Here is a 16,465-nt window from a genome sequence, read left to right as displayed (position 1 = left end):
GATGAACGCGCCAAGGCCGCACGACCTGCTCTGGGGCATGCCCGTATCGGGCCTGCCTGCTGATGCGCCGCGTTGGGCGCAGGATGTGCTGCTGAGCGGCCAGCCGGTGGTGGTGCGCCGTGCCACCTGTGCGGACGCCTGGGTGGCGGTGGGGCTGCGTGGCCAGGGCAGGGCGCAGCGGTCGGGTGTACTGATGCGGCTGGCCGATATCCAGTGTCAGCAAGGCCCCGAAACGCTGCGCTGGCAAGCTGAAAGCCCTTGGCCTGCATTGCAGGCCCTGGCCTCGGTCACCCCGGTACTGGATGCCAGCGGGATGGCGTGGGGGCCGACAGGTGGGGTGGGGTACCAGATCGCCACTGGCATTGAGGTGGTACACGCCGACAGCGACCTGGACTTGCTGCTGCGCACCCCACAACCGCTGGCCCGGGCGCAGGCGCGTGAGCTGCTGGATATCCTCGATTGCGCGCCTTGTCGTATCGACCTGCAGCTGGAAACCCCGGCGGGTGCGGTCGCCCTGCGTGAGTGGGCCGGCTTCGCCCGCCGCGTGCTGCTCAAGTCGGCCCATGGTCCACGCCTGGTCAGCGACCCATGGGCAGCGATGGAGCGTGCAGCATGAGCAGCTTGTTCGCCTTCCCCGGCCAGGGCGCCCAGCAGGTGGGCATGCTGCAGCGCCTGCCTGAGGGTGTCGGGCAATTGCTGGAAGAGGCCAGTGACACCCTCGGCCAGCAGGCCCTGGCACTGGACAGCCAGCAGGCCCTGCAGACGACCCGTGCCGTGCAGCTGTGCCTGCTGCTGGCTGGCGTGGCCTGGGCGCGCTGGCTGATGCAGCGCAGCCCCGCGCCGGATTACGTGGCGGGCTTGTCGATTGGCGCCTACCCGGCGGCGGTCACGGCGGGCGCCCTGGGCTTTGCTGATGCCGTGCGCCTGGTTGCCCTGCGTGGCGAACTGATGCAGCGCGCCTATCCGCAAGGCTACGGCATGACCGCACTCAGCGGCCTGGACCTGGCCTGTGTCGAACGCTTGCTGAGCGATGCGGGCGGCGAGGTGTATGTCGCCAACCTCAACAGCGACAACCAGATTGTCATCGCCGGTAGCGATGGCGCGATGGCTGCGGTTGCCGCCAGGGCACGCCGCCTTGGCCAGGGCGTGGCCCGGCGCCTGGCGATCAGCGTGCCGTCGCATTGCCCGTTGCTGGATGGCCCGGCGGCCGAACTGGCCAGTGCCTTCGCCACGGTCGAGCTGCAGCGACCGCGTATCACCTACCTCAGCGGCAGCAGTGCACGGCCGATATTCGACCCACAGCGTCTGCGCGACGACCTGGCCGGCAACATGGCGCGGGTGGTCGACTGGCGTGCCACGTTGCGCAACGCCTATGAGCGTGGCGTGCGCCTGCACCTGGAACTGCCGCCCGGCAACGTACTCAGCGGGCTGGCCCGGCCGGTGTTCGAACAGGGCAGGGTGGTTGCTGTTGAAGGCACACGTTGGGATACCCTGGATGCGCTGCTGCGCCAGGAGGTGGCCGACGAACGATGATGGCAACACCGCGGCGGATGGTGATCCCTGTGGGAGCGGCTTTAGCCGCGAAGAACTCAACGCGGTGCATGGCACCGGCTGCGCCGGTGTTCGCGGCTAAAGCCGCTCCCACAGAGTTCAGTTCCATGGGGGCGAAAGCTGCACAAAGTGTGTTTACGAAGAACAACAACAAGCAACTTCGACACTACCTGAGGACAACAACAATGATCATCTATGGTGTGGCACTGCTGGCGGTCTGCACGCTTGCCGGCGTCATCGTCGGCGACTTCCTGGGCGTGCTGTTGGGCGTCAAATCCAATGTGGGCGGGGTCGGCATCGCCATGATCCTGCTGATCTGCGCACGCCTGTACATGCACCGCAACGGCGGCATGAGCAAGGAATGCGAGTTCGGCGTGGGCTTCTGGGGCGCCATGTACATCCCGGTGGTGGTGGCCATGGCTGCCCAGCAGAACGTGGTCACCGCCCTGCACGGCGGGCCGGTGGCGTTGCTGGCGGCGGTGGGTGCGGTACTGGTGTGCGGTGCGACCATTGCCCTGATCAGCCGCAGCCACCGCGGCGAACCCTTGCCGGCAGTGGAGGCCGGCCCCGAAAGCAATGTGCAGGCTGCCCCTGCAGGAGGGCGTTGATCATGTGGCCGATCATTGACAATGCCCTGGAACATAACGGTTTGATCACCGCCTTCGCGGTGGTGGGCGCGATCATGTGGTTGTCGGTGGTGCTGTCGAAGTACCTGACCTTCGGCCGCGTGCACGGCTCGGCCATCGCCATCGTCATCGGCCTGGTGCTGGCTTGGGTCGGTGGCACCATTACCGGTGGCCAGAAAGGCCTGGCCGACATGGCGCTGTTTTCCGGCATCGGCCTGATGGGCGGGGCCATGCTGCGCGACTTCGCCATTGTCGCCACGGCCTTCGAGGTGCAGGCCACCGAGGCGCGCAGGGCCGGGATGATCGGCGCGGTGGCGCTGCTGCTTGGCACGGTGCTGCCGTTCATTGTCGGCGCTGCGGTGGCCTACGCCTTCGGTTACCGTGATGCGGTGAGCATGACCACCATCGGTGCGGGTGCGGTGACCTATATCGTCGGGCCGGTGACCGGGGCGGCGCTGGGGGCCAGCTCGGATGTGATGGCGCTGTCGATTGCCACCGGGCTGATCAAGGCGATCCTGGTGATGGTGTTCACCCCGGTATCGGCGCGCCTGCTGGCGCTGGACAACCCACGTTCGGCGATGGTGTTCGGCGGGTTGGCGGGGACCGTGTCGGGGGTGACGGCCGGGCTGGCGGCGACCGACCGGCGGCTGGTGCCGTACGGGGCGCTGACAGCCACCTTCCATACCGGGTTGGGTTGCCTGATGGGCCCGTCGATCCTGTACTTCTGCGTACGCGCCCTGGTCGGTTGACAACAATCTGCTGGACTGCGCAGACCCCTTGTAGGAGCGGCCTTGTGTCGCGATCGGGCCGCAACGCGGCCCCAGCGATATCCGCACCGCAGCCAAGATCCTGGGGCCGCTGCGCGCCCCATCGCGACACAAGGCCGCTCCTACAGGTACTGCGACAACCTCGAGAACAATGCTGTACCTGTGGGAGATTGCCCAGCCCTTTGGGCTGCGCTGTCGCGTAGAAAACTGAATTCGCAAGCGGCCGCGTACCCTGTGGGAGCGGCTTTAGCCGCGAAGAATCCAACGCGGTGCATGGCACCGGCTGCGCCGGTGTTCGCGGCTGAAGCCGCTCCCACAGAGTCCCTGCTAATTCGATGAGTTATGTGCAGTTCTATGAGAGCTGGCTTGCCGGCGATGAGGCCAGTCGACTGAAGGTGGCAGCCGTACGCGGGCGTGCGAAAGCCGAGAAGAAGCTAGCAAAGACCCGGCCAGGCGAAAGACCGCCCACGTACGGCCACCATAGAGGTGCTGCTAGCTTATCTGTCGGGTTCTCATGCCCGGTCACCGGAGCGACCCGAAAACGTTATCCGTGAGGTGTTTCCCCGACAACAGCGATAGTTCGGCAGCGCGCGTAGGATAATTCCCAAGCGGGTCGTTTCTGAAGTATTTGGTTTTATGTTCAGAAATGTCTTACAGGTGATGGCTTTGTTGGCTGTGGGGTGTAGGGCGAGAGGTTGGGGTCAGGGCTGCCATGTGTCCGCCACTCCATTGTCGGTGCCAGTTAGATCGAGCGCCGCCCGCGCGGCGCTTCGCGGGGCAAGCCCGCTCCCACATTTGTTGCAACGTGGCCATGTCTGTTAGGCCATGGTTGTCAGCCTTGTTGGTCTGACTCGATTTCTCGGTTGGCGCTGCTGCCGCCTCACCAGTCTCAAGACGTGCTCCAAGGCAGGCAACCATGGCCTGACAGGTTCGGCACGTTGCAACAAATGTGGGAGCGGGCTTGTCCCGCGAAGCGCCGCGCGGGCGGCGCTCGATCTCCCAGGCAATGAAAATCTCATGACAAACACCTGCAACCCACCCCCCGTTTCGGGGAAAACCGCTGGGGAATCCTCCCCAATCTGTTTCGTTTGCCGCTGCAACCAACTGAAAATAAAAGCAATCCGCTCCTGGCATACACCTTGCTCCAGCTCCCCGCAGAGATCCTGTGTCCCGGAGGTGCGGCATGTCTACGCCACTCAAAGGCCCCATCCTGTCATCACTCGTTCTGGCCTTGCTCGGCTGGGAGTCGACCAGCGAAGCCGCCGTGCAGTGCCAGCGCACCCTGGTCGCCAACGTGGTGGCACTGGACCAGCCACTGATGTTCAACCGCCTTGGCGCGCAAAACGCCAACGGCATGATGTTCGCCCTGCGCGAGGATGTGGTGGACGACAAGATGGTCCCCCTCAGCATCGGCGGGGCGGCGGTCCCGGGCAAGGTCACCCTGCGCCCGGACAAGCGCCCGCGGCCCATCGTGCTGCGGGTGGCTGCCGGTGAATGCCTTACCGTCAACCTGACCAACCTGCTCGACTACAAGGCCAACCCCAACAAGCACGGCATCGAGGCTGAAGAGCCCGAGGACGAAGAGGAGGGGCCGGAGCTCGAAAATGAAGCCGCCGAAGGCTTCGTCGCCGACGAGCAGGTGGCCGAGCGCATGGTCGGCTTCCAGGTCAATGGCATGCAGGCGGTCAACAGCATCGCCGACATCTCTGCCTACACCGGGCGTAACGGCAACTTCTTCGTCAGCCCCGGCAGCACGCGCAGCTATACCTTGTACGCCGAACGCGAAGGCGCTTTCGCCGCTACCAGCAAAGCCGCCACTTTCGGCGGCGAGGGTACCGCGGGCAACGTTGCCAACGGCCTGTTCGGCCAGGTAGTGGTGGTGCCCAAACTCGGGCGCAGCTACCGCAATACCCTCACCGAAGAAGAAATGCGCCTGGCCACCACCGGCCGTACCGCCACTGGCCAGCCGGTGATCGACTACGAAGCCCGCTACCCGCAAATGCAGCCCTGGATCGCCGAAGGCAAGGCCGGCAAGCCGATCATTGCCATGGTCGACGGCAACCAGATCATCAACAGCGAAACCGATGCCATCGTCATGGGCCCCAACCCCGATGGCAGCTTCCCCAAATCCACCTACCCCCTGGAAAGCCTGGGCAAGCGCAACCCGGCGCTGCCCAACCGCCTGGAGGCGTTCCGTGACTTCGCCTCGCAGTTTGCCGACGAGGTGGCCGGCACCCAGGCATTTCCTGGCTATTGGGCCGACCCGGTGATGGGCCACGTGCTGGAACCCACCCGCGACTCGTTCATGATCAACTACGGTTCCGGTGGCATGGGCGCGGAAGTGGTGGCCAACCGCCTGGGCGTGGGGCCGATGCACGACTGCCTGTCGTGCGCCTATGAGGAGTTCTTCCTCAGTGCGCACACTGTCGGTGATGTCGGGACCTTGGTGGACGTGCCGGCCAACGTCGGCCTGGAGCACATCCGCCCTGGCGAGATACCACCAGCCAGCGCCGTCGGGGTCAAGGCCAGCATGGCCCTGTTCCCGGCGGAACCGGCCAACGTGCACCACAGCTACATCGGTGACTTCACCAAGTTCCGCAACACCCACAACGGCCATGAACAGCACATCTTCCACCTGCACGGCCACCAGTGGCTGTTCAACCCCAATGACGACAATTCCGACTACATCGATGCCCAGGGTATCGGCGCGGGGGTCGGCTACACCTACGAAATCGCCAATGGCGGTGCGGGCAACCGCAACCGGGTGGCGGGCGATGCCATTTACCATTGCCACTTCTACCCGCACTTCGCCCAAGGCATGTGGGCCATGTGGCGGGTGCACGACGTGTTCGAGGAAGGCACCCGCCTTGCGGTGAGCGGGCAGGGCGAGAACGGCTTCCACGACACCCCGTTCGCCCTGCGCAGCGGCAAGCCAGCAGTTGGCGCCCGGGCGCTGCCCGATGGCGAGATCGTTGCCGGCACGCCGATCCCGGCCATCGTGCCGCTGCCCGGCAAGGCCATGGCGCCGATGCCAGGCAAGGTGGTGGTGGTACCGAAGCTGTCCGAAGAGCTGGTTGCCGCCAACGATGACGACGAGCCCGAAGAAGAGGATGACGAACCAGGCGACCAGACGCCGGTACGCAAGGCCATCGGCTCGCTGGCGCTGGTCGACCGCAGCGACGCCAACCGCAACGCCGACGGCACCTTGAAGAACCCTGGTTATCCGTTCTGGATCGGCGGCATGGAAAGCAGCGTGGGCAACCGCCCACCAACCCCACCTCTGGACATGCTCGACCCGGCCATGGCACGCCAGCTCAAGGAAAGCGGCAAGGCACTGTGGGCCAACCTCGACCCGAACCAGGTCGATGGCTGGGACGGCGGCCTGGGGCGCCACGCGCTGGACGGCGTATCGGCTGGCGGCGAAGCCGAAACCACCACCACCAAGCTCGATTTCACCAAGGTGGTACACAAGGCCAAGCCGATCTACCTGCCTGAAGAGGGCACCGATGTCGAGCAAGCGGCCATGCAGTTCCACGCCCTGGCCGAACACCCAAGCTTTGCCCTGATCCCCGGCAGCCAGCCGGTGGCCAAGGCGTTCCGCACCAACGGCGCCTTGCCGACGGCAGGCGCGCCGTTCTACGAGCCGTGCATGGATGACCGGGGCAAGCGCCTGACCCAGTCTTCCGGGGCAGGCGAGTACTTCAGCGGCGAAAGCCTGTCGGGCCTGAACTTCCGTGGCGCGTCGGCCTTCACCGCCGACCGCCCACGCATCTACAAGGGCGCCAACATCCAGTTCGACGCGGTGTACAACAAGGTCGGCTATCACTTCCCGCAGGCCCGCATCATTGCCCTGTGGGAAGACGCTTGGCCGGTGATCACCAAGCAGCGCCCGCCAGAGCCGCTGGTGATGCGCATGAACACCTTCGACTGCACCATGTACCAGCACACCAACCTGATCCCGAACATCTACGAGATGGACGACTACCAGGTGCGCACCCCGACCGACGTGATCGGCCAGCACATCCACCTGCCCAAGTGGGACCTGACCGCCGCCGACGGCTCGGCCAACGGCTGGAACTACGAAGACGGTATCCTCTCGCCCGGCAGCGTGGTCGAGCGGGTGCAAGCCATTCGCGCCTACAACGGCTGCACCCAGGGCGATAGCCGCGACGGCACCGCCGCCTGCCCGCAAGCCCGGCAGCACCCGTACTTCGGCCGCTTCGGCCGGGCCGACTGGCTGGGCGCACGCACGGCCATGCAGCGCTGGTTCGCCGACCCACTGGTGAACGTGTACAACGTGGACCGTGGCCTGGGCACCATCTTCACCCACGACCACCTTGGCCCATCGACCCACCAGCAGCTTGGGCTGTATGCCACCGTATTGGCCGAACCGGCCAACTCCACCTGGTACCACGCCGAAACCGGCGAGAAACTGTACAACCCGGCCACGCGCCAGGACGGTGGCCCGACCTCGTGGCAGGCAGTGATCCAGACCGGTGACCATGATGGCGACGGCAAGAACGACAGTTATCGCGAGTTCTTCCTGGAATACAGCGACTTCCAGCACGCCTACGAGGCCGGTGTGTACGTCGGCGCCGGGCCGGACGGCATCCCCAATGGCCAGTCGTACCCGGCCACTGCAGACAGCTTCCGCTACGCCATCAACCCGCCGGTGCGCGGCAAGGCGTCGAACCTGCTGGAGGCCATCGTCGAGGAACGCGGCGGCATCAACCCGGGTTGCCCAAGCCGGCCTTGCCCGCAGGCGATCTCGGTGGATGACCCGGGCATGTTCGTCGTCAACTACCGCAACGAGCCCCTCGCCCTGCGGGTGTATGACCCGAACAAGGTCGGCCCGGACGGCAAGCGCGGCATGCAGGCCGACGGCCTGGCCGGCGACCTGAGCTACGCCTTGCAAACCCGTACCGACCGCGCCATCCCGGCACTGAACCTGGCGCCCTCGGCGATCACCTCGGCGGTCGGCCCCACCGGTGGCACTACGCTGTTCCCGCCGCACATCAACGCGGCCGGCAGCGAACCCGGCGACCCGTTCACCCCGATGCTGCGCACCTACTCCGGTGACAACGTACGCCTGCGCATGCACGCCGGCGGCCATGAAGAGGAGCACAACGTCACCTTGCACGGCGTGAAGTGGCTGCAGAACGGCACCGGCTACGGCAACAGCTCCAACTCCGGCTGGAAGGCATCGCAGATGATCGGTATTTCCGAACAACTGGGCTTCATGGCGCCGGTGTCGATGATATCGAGTTCGGCGGCCACCAACGGTGACTACCTGTACTCGCTGGATGCGGCCCTGGAAGGGTACTGGAACGGCATCTGGGGCATCATGCGCAACTACACCGCGCAGCGTGCCGACCTGTTCCCGCTGCCCAACAACCCGCAGCCGGTGGCCATGCGCAACACCGTGAACTTCGACGGCATCTGCCCGAAAACCACGGCCAACCCCAACGGCATCGGCAGCCGCCCCACGGTCAAGCGCAACTACGAGATCGTCGCGGCACTGGCCAACGACATTCTCGAGAACCGCAACGGCGTCAGCATCAGCGACCCGGCCGGTGTCGGCCAGCATGTCGGCGGCCCGCTCAAGGCCAACGGCGGCACCTTGGTGTTCAACAGCCGCAAGACCGCCATCCCGCTGGTCAGCGGGGTAGACCCCGAAGATGGGGAACCCTTCACCATTGGTGGCCACAGCGCGCCACTGCACGACCCGACCGCGATCCTGTACGTGCGCAAGGCCGACCTGGATGCCACCACCGGCAAGCTCAAGGCGGGGGTGCCCGTGGAGCCGCTGGTGCTGCGCGCCAATGCCGGCGAGTGCATCAGCATTACCCTGGAAAACCGCCTGCCGCTGGTAATGCCGGACCTGCCCAGCACTGCGGTGATGCACAACGTGGTCAAGCGTGACCGCTTCGACAGCGAGGGTGCCACCGCCTTCGCCAACAACCTGATGCGGCCATCCAGCCACGTAGGCCTGCATGCCCAACTGCTGGCCTACGACATCACCAAGTCGGACGGTGCCAACGTCGGCCTCAACCCGGTGCAGACCGTGCCCCCGCGTGCCGGCACCAGTGGCGCCTGGCCGACCCGGACCTACCAGTACTATGCGGGCCACCTGGAGCGTGAAGGCAAGCCGGTGTCGCAACTGGGCCGCACGGTGGACAACATCAACAGCACGGCCATCGAGTTCGGTGGCCTCAACCTGACCCCGTCGGACGTCATCAAGCAGCCGCAGAAAGGCCTGGTGGGTGCCATGAGCATCCTGCCGCAAACTGCCACCTGGACCGAGGACGCCGCAACACGGGCCCAGGCCACGGTCAAGGTCAGCGGCCAGCCGGACTACCGCGACTTCGTCACGGTCTGGCAGCGTGCGCTGAACATGCGCTGGGCCGACGGCCGACCGGTGGAGGGGATCAATACCGAAGGCAACGGCGCCGCCGGCGACCCGCAGGACAACGGCAACATGGCGGTCAACTACAAGACCGAACCCCTGTGGCTGCGCTTCGGCATGGCCCCCAACTCACCCTTCGGCCGCGCCGGCGGCCTGGGCTTTGGCGATGTACCCAACGCCCACATGGCCTACGCCAACGCCCTGGTCGGTGGCGACCCGCAAACCCCGGTGCTGTACGCCAAGCCCGGCCAGCCGGTGCGCAACCATATCGTGATGCCCAGTGGTGGCAGCCGCGGCATGGTCTACCAGCTGGATGGCCACCTGTGGCCACTGCACAACTACCAGGCCGAGAAGAACGACGTGGACGGCTACCCGCTGAGCCTGCCCGGCATCGGTTCGGTGCGCTTCGGCTACAACCCGATGGCCATGTACATCGGTGCCCAGGAAAGCGTCCTGCCGGCTGCGCACTTCAGCTTCATGCTGCCCAGTGCCGGCGGCGCCAACGCGGTGGCGGGTGACTACCTGTTCCGCGACTACGCCGCCTACGGCAACCTCTCGGGGCTGTGGGGGATCTTGCGGGTGACCAATGAAGCGCCACCGGCAACGGCACCGGCGCAGTGAAAGTGGATGGGGGCGCGAAAATGAACAAGAAGACCCGCCTTGGATACATGGGGGTAGCACTGGGGGCTGTGCTGATTAGCCTGGGCGTGGCCTATGAAAGCCTCTGGTGCGATCCGCGCGAGCTGTTGCAGGACTCTGCCGACCCGCAGGCCCTGCACCGGCTCAGCCGGGACGGCGTGACCGTGGAGTTCGAGGCGCGGCCGCTGGCGGGGGGCGAGCTGCAGGAGGGCAGCTTCGCCAACATCCGTTTCAAGGTCAGCGACCAGGCCAGTGGCCAGCCGCTGTCGGGCATGGCCCCGGGGGCATGGATCGACCCGACGCAGTCGGCCCCGGAGGGGGACCGCGACCAGAGCTGCAAGGCCCGTGTCGCGTTGTTCCTCAAAAGCAGTATCGGCGCCCGTCCGTTGCTCGACCTGAATAGCTACTTCCTGTTGATGATGAACAAGGACGCCAGCCTGACGGTGATCGACCCCACCGTTTCTGTGGGCGGCGTGACCAGTACCATGGCCCGTATCGACCTGCCTGGGCGGCCCATGGACTGGGTGGCAACCGGTGATGACAAGCAGGTGTTCGTGTCCATTCCCGAGCGCGGCAAGGTCTCGGTGATCGACACCGAAACCTTCACCCGCGTGGCCGACCTGGAGGCTGGCGACCAGCCGCTGCGCGTGGCCCTGCAGCCGGACCAGCACCGGCTGTGGGTAGGCAACAACAGCAGCGACCCGGCCAAGGGCGGGGTAACGGTGATCGATGTACCGGGGCGCAACACCCTGAAAACCTTCAACACCGGCGGCGGCCACCACGAAATCGCCTTCAGTTCCGACTCGCGCTACGCCTTTGTCAGCAACCGTGACAGCGGCACCCTGAGCATCATCGACATCCCGGAAATGCGCCTGGCCAAGACCATCAAGGTCGGCCCGCATCCGCTGTCGGTCAGTTATTCGGCGTTGTCCCAGGCGGTGTACGTGGTCGATGGCAAGGAGGGCAGCGTGCGCGTGTTCGATGCCCGCAACCACCAGCTGCGCCACACCGTCCAGGCCGAGCAGGGCCTGGGGCCGATGCGCTTCAGCAGCGATGGCCGCTACGGCATCGTGCTCAATACCCTGGAGAACCAGGCGCTGGTGATCGACGCCAGCACCGACAGGCTGATCCACCGCATCCCGGTGGCGGCCGAACCGTACCAGCTGACCTTCACCAAGGGCTATGCCTACGTACGCGGCCTGGCGTCGCCGAAGGTGAGCATGATCAACCTGGCCAGCCTGGGCGAAGGGCGCTCGCCGATCATCCAGGGCTTCGAGGCCGGCCCGGCGGCGCCACGCCAGGCTGGTGACCTGCCGCTGGCCCAGGGCCTGTCGGTGTCACGTGACGACAATTCGGTGTTCGTGGTCAACCCGGTGGACAACACCACCTACTTCTATGCCGAAGGCATGAACGCACCGATGTCCGGCTACAACAACCGTGGCCACCAGGCTCGCGCCGCCATTGTCGTCGACCGCAGCCTGCGCGAGCTGGCGCCGGGCGTGTACGGCTCGACGGTGAAGATGCCCGCCGCCGGCAAGTTCGATGTGGCCTTCCTGCTCAACCAGCCGCAGATCATCCACTGCTTCAGCACCGACGTGGCCGTGGCGCCGAATACCGGCAAGCGCAAGGGCGCGCACGCCGAGTTCATCGGCCTCGACCGGCCGTTGTCGCAGCACAGCGCCATTACTGCACGGGTGCGCATCGTCGGCGACGACGGCCAGCCGCGCCTGGGCCTGAGCGACCTGAGCCTGCGCTACTTCCTGGCGCCTTCGTCGATGCCGCGCAACTTGCAGCTGGAGGAGGTGGGCGAGGGCATCTACCAGGCCGCCCTGACCCTGCCCGAAGCCGGCGCCTGGTACCTGCATGTGCAATCGCCGTCGCTGGGGCGCAGGTTCGCCGAGGAAAACTACACCAGCCTGCGCGTCCTGCCGGCCGCCACGTCCACCGTTTCCGAGAATGATGTGAGGAACCTGCGATGAACGCCAAGCATCCTTGCAAACTGCTGGCCCTGAGCCTGGCTTTTGCCGGCAACCTGGCCATGGCCCATGGCGGCCACGATCATGATGGCCACGCCGCACAGCCGCCGGCGGCGCGCCAGGAAAAGGCCAGCGTGCGCTTTGCCGATGTCTCGCTGCTGAACCAGGACGGTATGCCGGTACGCCTGGAGAAAGACCTGGTAGGCGACCATCTGGTGGTCATGGGCTTCATCTACACCAGCTGCACCACGGTGTGCCCGGTGGTGTCGTCGATCATGGGCAAGGTCCAGCAGCAGCTGGGTGGCCGGGTAGGGCAGGACATTCATCTGGTGTCGATCAGCGTCGACCCGCAACGTGACGACGCCAAGCGCCTGCAGAGCTACGCCAAGGCCTTCCAGAAGGGGCCGGGCTGGAGCTGGCTGACCGGCACGCCGTACGCCATCAGCGAAACCCTCAAGGGCCTGGGCAGCTTCAGCGCCGACCTCAGCCAGCACCCGCCGCTGATTTTGGTGGGTGACGGGCGCACCGGGCACTGGACGCGCTACTACGGCTTCACCGACCCGGCAGTGCTGATCGATGAAGTCAACCGCCTCGGCGCCCGCCGGGTGCATGCCAAGAGCACGGCGATTGCCGACCATCACGAGGTGCAACCATGAGCCAGACAAGCTCCCGGCGCGTAGGCATGCGCGGTTTTGACTGGCTGGTGCTGGGGGGCTGCCTGTGGATCCTCGCCTCGGTGGCGTTGGCCCATGACGGCCATGCCCCGCAGGCGCCAGAACCGCAGCCGGCCCCGCAGGCGGTGACCAGTGGCGGCGGCACCCGTGATGCCCAGACCTGGTTCACCGACACTGTGCTCAAGGACCAGAACGGCCGCGAGCTGCGCTTCTACAGCGATGTGCTGAAGGACAAGGTGGTGATGCTCAACGTGATCTTCACCCACTGCACCGACGCCTGCCCGCTGATTACCCGCAAGTTGCGCGAAGTCCGCGAGGCCATGGGGCCGCAGCTGGCCAGCCAGGTGACCTTCGTGTCGATCAGCAGCGACCCGCTCAACGACAGCCCTGAGGTGCTCAAGGCGTTTGCCGGGAAGCAGGGCGTGGACGGGCCCAACTGGTTGTTCCTGACCGGTGACAAAGCCAATGTCGACCTGGTGCTCGGCCGCATCGGCCAGTTCCTGCCCAGCCCCGAGCAGCATTCGACACAGCTGATTGCCGGCGATGTGGCCGGCAAGCGCTGGAGCAAGATCCGCCCGGATGCACCGCCGGCGGCGATTGCCCAGCGCATGCAGTTGCTGGCCCTGCCTTTGGCAGGGCGGTGAGCATCATGCGCAGTACTTCGCCAATGCCGGCGCCAAATTTGGCGCGAATCCCGGCGCGAATCCCTGTAGGAGCGGCCTTGTGTCGCGATCGGGCGCGCAGCGGCCGCAGGACCGGCGAATGTGTTTCATCAGGTACTCCGGGTATGCCGGTATTACGGCCGCTGCGCGCCCGATCGCGACACAAGGCCGCTCCTACAGGGATTCGCGTCTGTATTGAGGCAGTGCTGCGCTATCTGGCATTCGCAGTAGGCATTGCCATGTGCAGCGGTGCACTCGCCCTGGACCTGACCGAACATGAACAAGCCGGCAAACACCTCTACCGCCAGGGCGTCTCCAGCAGCGACGCACAGCTGCAGGCCCGGGTCGGTGCCAGCGACATGACAGTCCCCGCCAGCGTGCTGCCCTGCGCCAGCTGCCACGGCAACGATGGCCGCGGCCGCGCCGAAGGGGGGGTGCGCCCACCCAGCCTCGACTGGCAACGCCTTGCGCTAGGCCAGGGCGAACGGGAGGTCAACGGCCGCCGCTATCCGGCCTACACCGACAGCAGCCTGGCCCGGGCCATTCAGCAAGGCATCGACTCGGCCGGCAATCGCCTGGACCCGGCCATGCCACGCTTCGAACTGACCCTGGCCGACCAGCGCAATCTCACGGCCTACCTCAAGCGCCTGGCCGAGGAGCGCGCTCCCGGGGTAGAGGAGGGCGTGTTGCGCCTGGGCACCTTGCTGCCGGCCTCCGGCCCGTTGGCCGAGGCCGGGCAGGTGGTGCGTGCGGTGCTGGAAGACGGCCTGACGCAACTCAACCAGCAAGGCGGCATCCACGGGCGACGCCTTGAACTGGTGGTGCTCGACCCGGGCGGCAACCCCGCCAGCGCCGAACGGGCGCTGCAGCAATTGCTGGAGCAGGAGCGGGTGTTTGCCCTGATCGCGCCATTGGCACCGATGCTCGACCAACGCCTGGCAACCTTGCTGGCCCCCCATAATGTACCGCTGATCGGCAGCACCCCACGCAGCGGCGGCAGCCCACAGATTTTCGACCCGTTGCCCGGCTTGCCCGCGCAATTGCTGAGCCTGGCCGGCCACGCCCGAGCGACGCTGGGCCTGAAAGCGGACGACTTGCGTGTGGTGTATGCCGGCAATGAACAAGCGGCGTTGGCCGAGCAGGTGCGCGAACGCCTGCAGCAGCAGGGCTGGGCAACACCTGCGGCCCAGGCCTTTGCTGGCCAGGCCGTGGACGGGCAGGGCATTGTCTTCCTCGGCCGTGCCCAGGCCTTTGCCGAACTGGCTTCGGCGCTGCAGTCAGCCGGCCGCCAGCCATACCTGTTTGGCGCCTCCAGCCAAGTGACCGGCGCCGTGGCGCGCTTGCCCGAGTTCTGGTCGCAACGGGTGTTCCTGGCTTATCCCTACGTGCCCGAGGACTGGACCGAACAGGGCCTGGCGACGCTGGCCGGCCTGCAGCAGCGCCACGGCCTCGACCCCCGCCAGGCGTCGCTGCAGGTCAATACCCTGTGCGCCCTGCGCCTGCTGAGCGAAGCGTTGAAGCAGACTGGCCGTGACACCAGCCGCGAGCAGCTGATTGCCGCGCTGGAAGGCTTGCACGATGTGTCTACCGGCCTGACCCCGGCCTTGGGCTTCGGCCCCGGTCGCCGCCAGGGCATGGCCGGTGCCCATGTGGTGGCGGTGGCCCTGCCCGGGCCGCGCTTTACCGCAGTCACCCCGTACCGGCCGCTGCCGGACAGCCCTTGAGCGGAGGTTGCCATGCGTGTTCTGTTGTTGTGCCTGTTGCAGGTACTGGCCAAGGCAAGCTGGGCCGATATGCCGGCGGCGCGGGTCAACGGTGTGGAGATCGGGACGATGCGCCTGGAGCGCTATTTCAGCGAATACCTGGACACCCAGGGCCGCGCGGTGGCCAGTATCCGCAACCCGAACCTGTACCAGCGCCTGCGCGACCAGGCCCTGGATGAACTGATCGACAAGGAGCTGTTGTGGCAGGAGGCCCAGCACCGCGGCATAGCCATCAGCGACGAGCAGGTGTCGGCGCATGTGGGCCAGGTCGAGGCTGCGCTTGGCAGCCCGGCAATTTTCGAACGGCGGCTGGCGGAAGCGGGTTTCGATAGGGCACAGTACAATGAGTACACCCGGCGCGAGCTGGCCGCGCAGCAGGTGTATGCCCAGCTCAGCGCGATCGCCGCGCCCAGCCAGGCCGAAGTGGAAGCATTCTATGATGCCAACCGGGAAACCCTGCAAGGAGCGCAGCAACAAAGTGACGAGCCTTCGGTCATACGCGAACAGGGCCTGGTACTGGCCAGGGCCACGCTCATCGGGCAGCGGGAGGCGCAGGCGCGCCAGTCCGTGCGCCAACGTTTGCGCGCGTCCGCTACGGTGGAGATCGCCGACTGAGGTCCCTGATGGCGTTTACCCAATGATGGGGAATAACGATCTGGCAGCGTGCCAGCAGTTTCCCCGCATGTGGGGAACGGGGCCGGCGTGCCTGCCCGTCGCGTTGCCGACGCTGGACGGTGCCCTCGGAAAATCAATGACTTACAGTGGTGCAGCATGACTATTCACGCCTGGCACGAAGCCTGCTCAAGCCTGTACAGGGGCGCACTTCGCAGACCGGGTTACCGGGCAGTTCTTGGGAGTCGACCTTGGTGAACAGAGTATTGGTAGTCGATGACGAACAGACTCTTGCGCAGAACCTGCAAGCGTACCTGCAGGCGCAAGGCCTGGAAGTTCATGTTGCCCACGACGGTGCCAGTGGTATCGAGCAGGCCGCAAGCCTGGCACCGCAAGTGATCGTGCTGGATTACCGCTTGCCCGACATGGAGGGTTTTCAGGTTCTGGAGACCGTACGCAGGAACAGGCAGTGCCACTTCGTGCTGATTACCGCCCACCCCACTGTCGAGGTGCGTGAGCGGGCCGCCGAACTGGGGGTGAGCCATGTCCTGTTCAAGCCGTTCCCATTGGTGGAACTGGCCCGTGCGATCTTCGACCTGATGGGCATCGAGCGCCGGCGCAGGGCCACGGACAACCCGGCCGAAGGGTTCGTCGAGCGACGCCAGAACAGGAACGAATCGTTCCCCCTGCAGTTGTACGATGGAAGCTGGGTTTTGGCCGACCGCCGCCGTAACGGCGCCAAGCCTCCAGGGCCCGACGACGATCAACTGCTCACAGGGGAATAGCGGC

General features: G+C 66.1%; 11 protein-coding genes. All 11 read left to right on the top strand.

Translation table 11 applies throughout. The features are described from left to right. The first annotated feature begins 1 nt into the window (after position 1). The 11 genes from R9B85_RS01205 to R9B85_RS01155 all read left to right on the top strand — a co-directional run bounded on the left by R9B85_RS01205 (position 2) and on the right by R9B85_RS01155 (position 16,461). Positions 2–616, top strand: a complete 615-nt coding sequence (locus R9B85_RS01205; RefSeq protein WP_313855179.1) for a malonate decarboxylase holo-ACP synthase — start codon at positions 2–4, stop codon at positions 614–616. Beyond that, a complete protein-coding gene (gene mdcH, locus R9B85_RS01200; RefSeq protein WP_313855177.1) occupies positions 613–1,533 on the top strand; it encodes a malonate decarboxylase subunit epsilon in 921 nt (306 codons plus the stop codon). The genes R9B85_RS01205 and mdcH overlap by 4 nt, the downstream gene beginning before the upstream one ends. A gap of 203 nt (positions 1,534–1,736) precedes the next feature. Beyond that, the gene (gene madL / locus R9B85_RS01195; protein WP_003258591.1) at positions 1,737–2,159 is read left to right on the top strand and encodes a malonate transporter subunit MadL; all 423 of its coding nucleotides are present in this window, start codon (positions 1,737–1,739) and stop codon (positions 2,157–2,159) included. Between the two features lie 2 nt (positions 2,160–2,161). Next, the gene (gene madM, locus R9B85_RS01190; RefSeq protein ID WP_024087229.1) at positions 2,162–2,926 is read left to right on the top strand and encodes a malonate transporter subunit MadM; all 765 of its coding nucleotides are present in this window, start codon (positions 2,162–2,164) and stop codon (positions 2,924–2,926) included. 1,201 nt (positions 2,927–4,127) lie between these two features. Beyond that, complete coding sequence (mnxG, locus tag R9B85_RS01185) at positions 4,128–9,971, top strand: manganese-oxidizing multicopper oxidase MnxG (RefSeq protein ID WP_423770746.1); 5,844 nt, start codon at positions 4,128–4,130, stop codon at positions 9,969–9,971. A 20-nt stretch (positions 9,972–9,991) separates the two neighbouring features. After that, positions 9,992–11,968, top strand: coding sequence for a cytochrome D1 domain-containing protein (locus R9B85_RS01180; protein ID WP_207879571.1), 1,977 nt, complete (start codon positions 9,992–9,994; stop codon positions 11,966–11,968). After that, positions 11,965–12,621, top strand: a complete 657-nt coding sequence (locus R9B85_RS01175) for an SCO family protein (protein WP_423770745.1) — start codon at positions 11,965–11,967, stop codon at positions 12,619–12,621. Before R9B85_RS01180 ends, R9B85_RS01175 begins: the two co-directional genes overlap by 4 nt. Then, entirely contained in the window at positions 12,618–13,283 is a 666-nt protein-coding gene (locus tag R9B85_RS01170) for an SCO family protein (protein WP_112254038.1), read from the top strand. The genes R9B85_RS01175 and R9B85_RS01170 overlap by 4 nt, the downstream gene beginning before the upstream one ends. Before the next feature lie 257 nt (positions 13,284–13,540). Next, the gene (locus tag R9B85_RS01165) at positions 13,541–15,025 is read left to right on the top strand and encodes an ABC transporter substrate-binding protein (RefSeq protein WP_423770744.1); all 1,485 of its coding nucleotides are present in this window, start codon (positions 13,541–13,543) and stop codon (positions 15,023–15,025) included. Positions 15,026–15,037: 12 nt separating this feature from the next. Continuing rightward, entirely contained in the window at positions 15,038–15,679 is a 642-nt protein-coding gene (locus tag R9B85_RS01160; RefSeq protein ID WP_112254037.1) for a SurA N-terminal domain-containing protein, read from the top strand. Between the two features lie 248 nt (positions 15,680–15,927). Then, positions 15,928–16,461, top strand: coding sequence for a response regulator (locus tag R9B85_RS01155; protein WP_046614351.1), 534 nt, complete (start codon positions 15,928–15,930; stop codon positions 16,459–16,461). Positions 16,462–16,465: the final 4 nt, after the last annotated feature.

The organism is Pseudomonas sp. NLJ1 (assembly GCF_049486705.1).
Taxonomy (GTDB): domain Bacteria; phylum Pseudomonadota; class Gammaproteobacteria; order Pseudomonadales; family Pseudomonadaceae; genus Aquipseudomonas; species Aquipseudomonas inefficax.
Note: the sequence above shows the minus strand (reverse complement) of the source record. Positions and strands in the feature narration are given on the sequence as shown.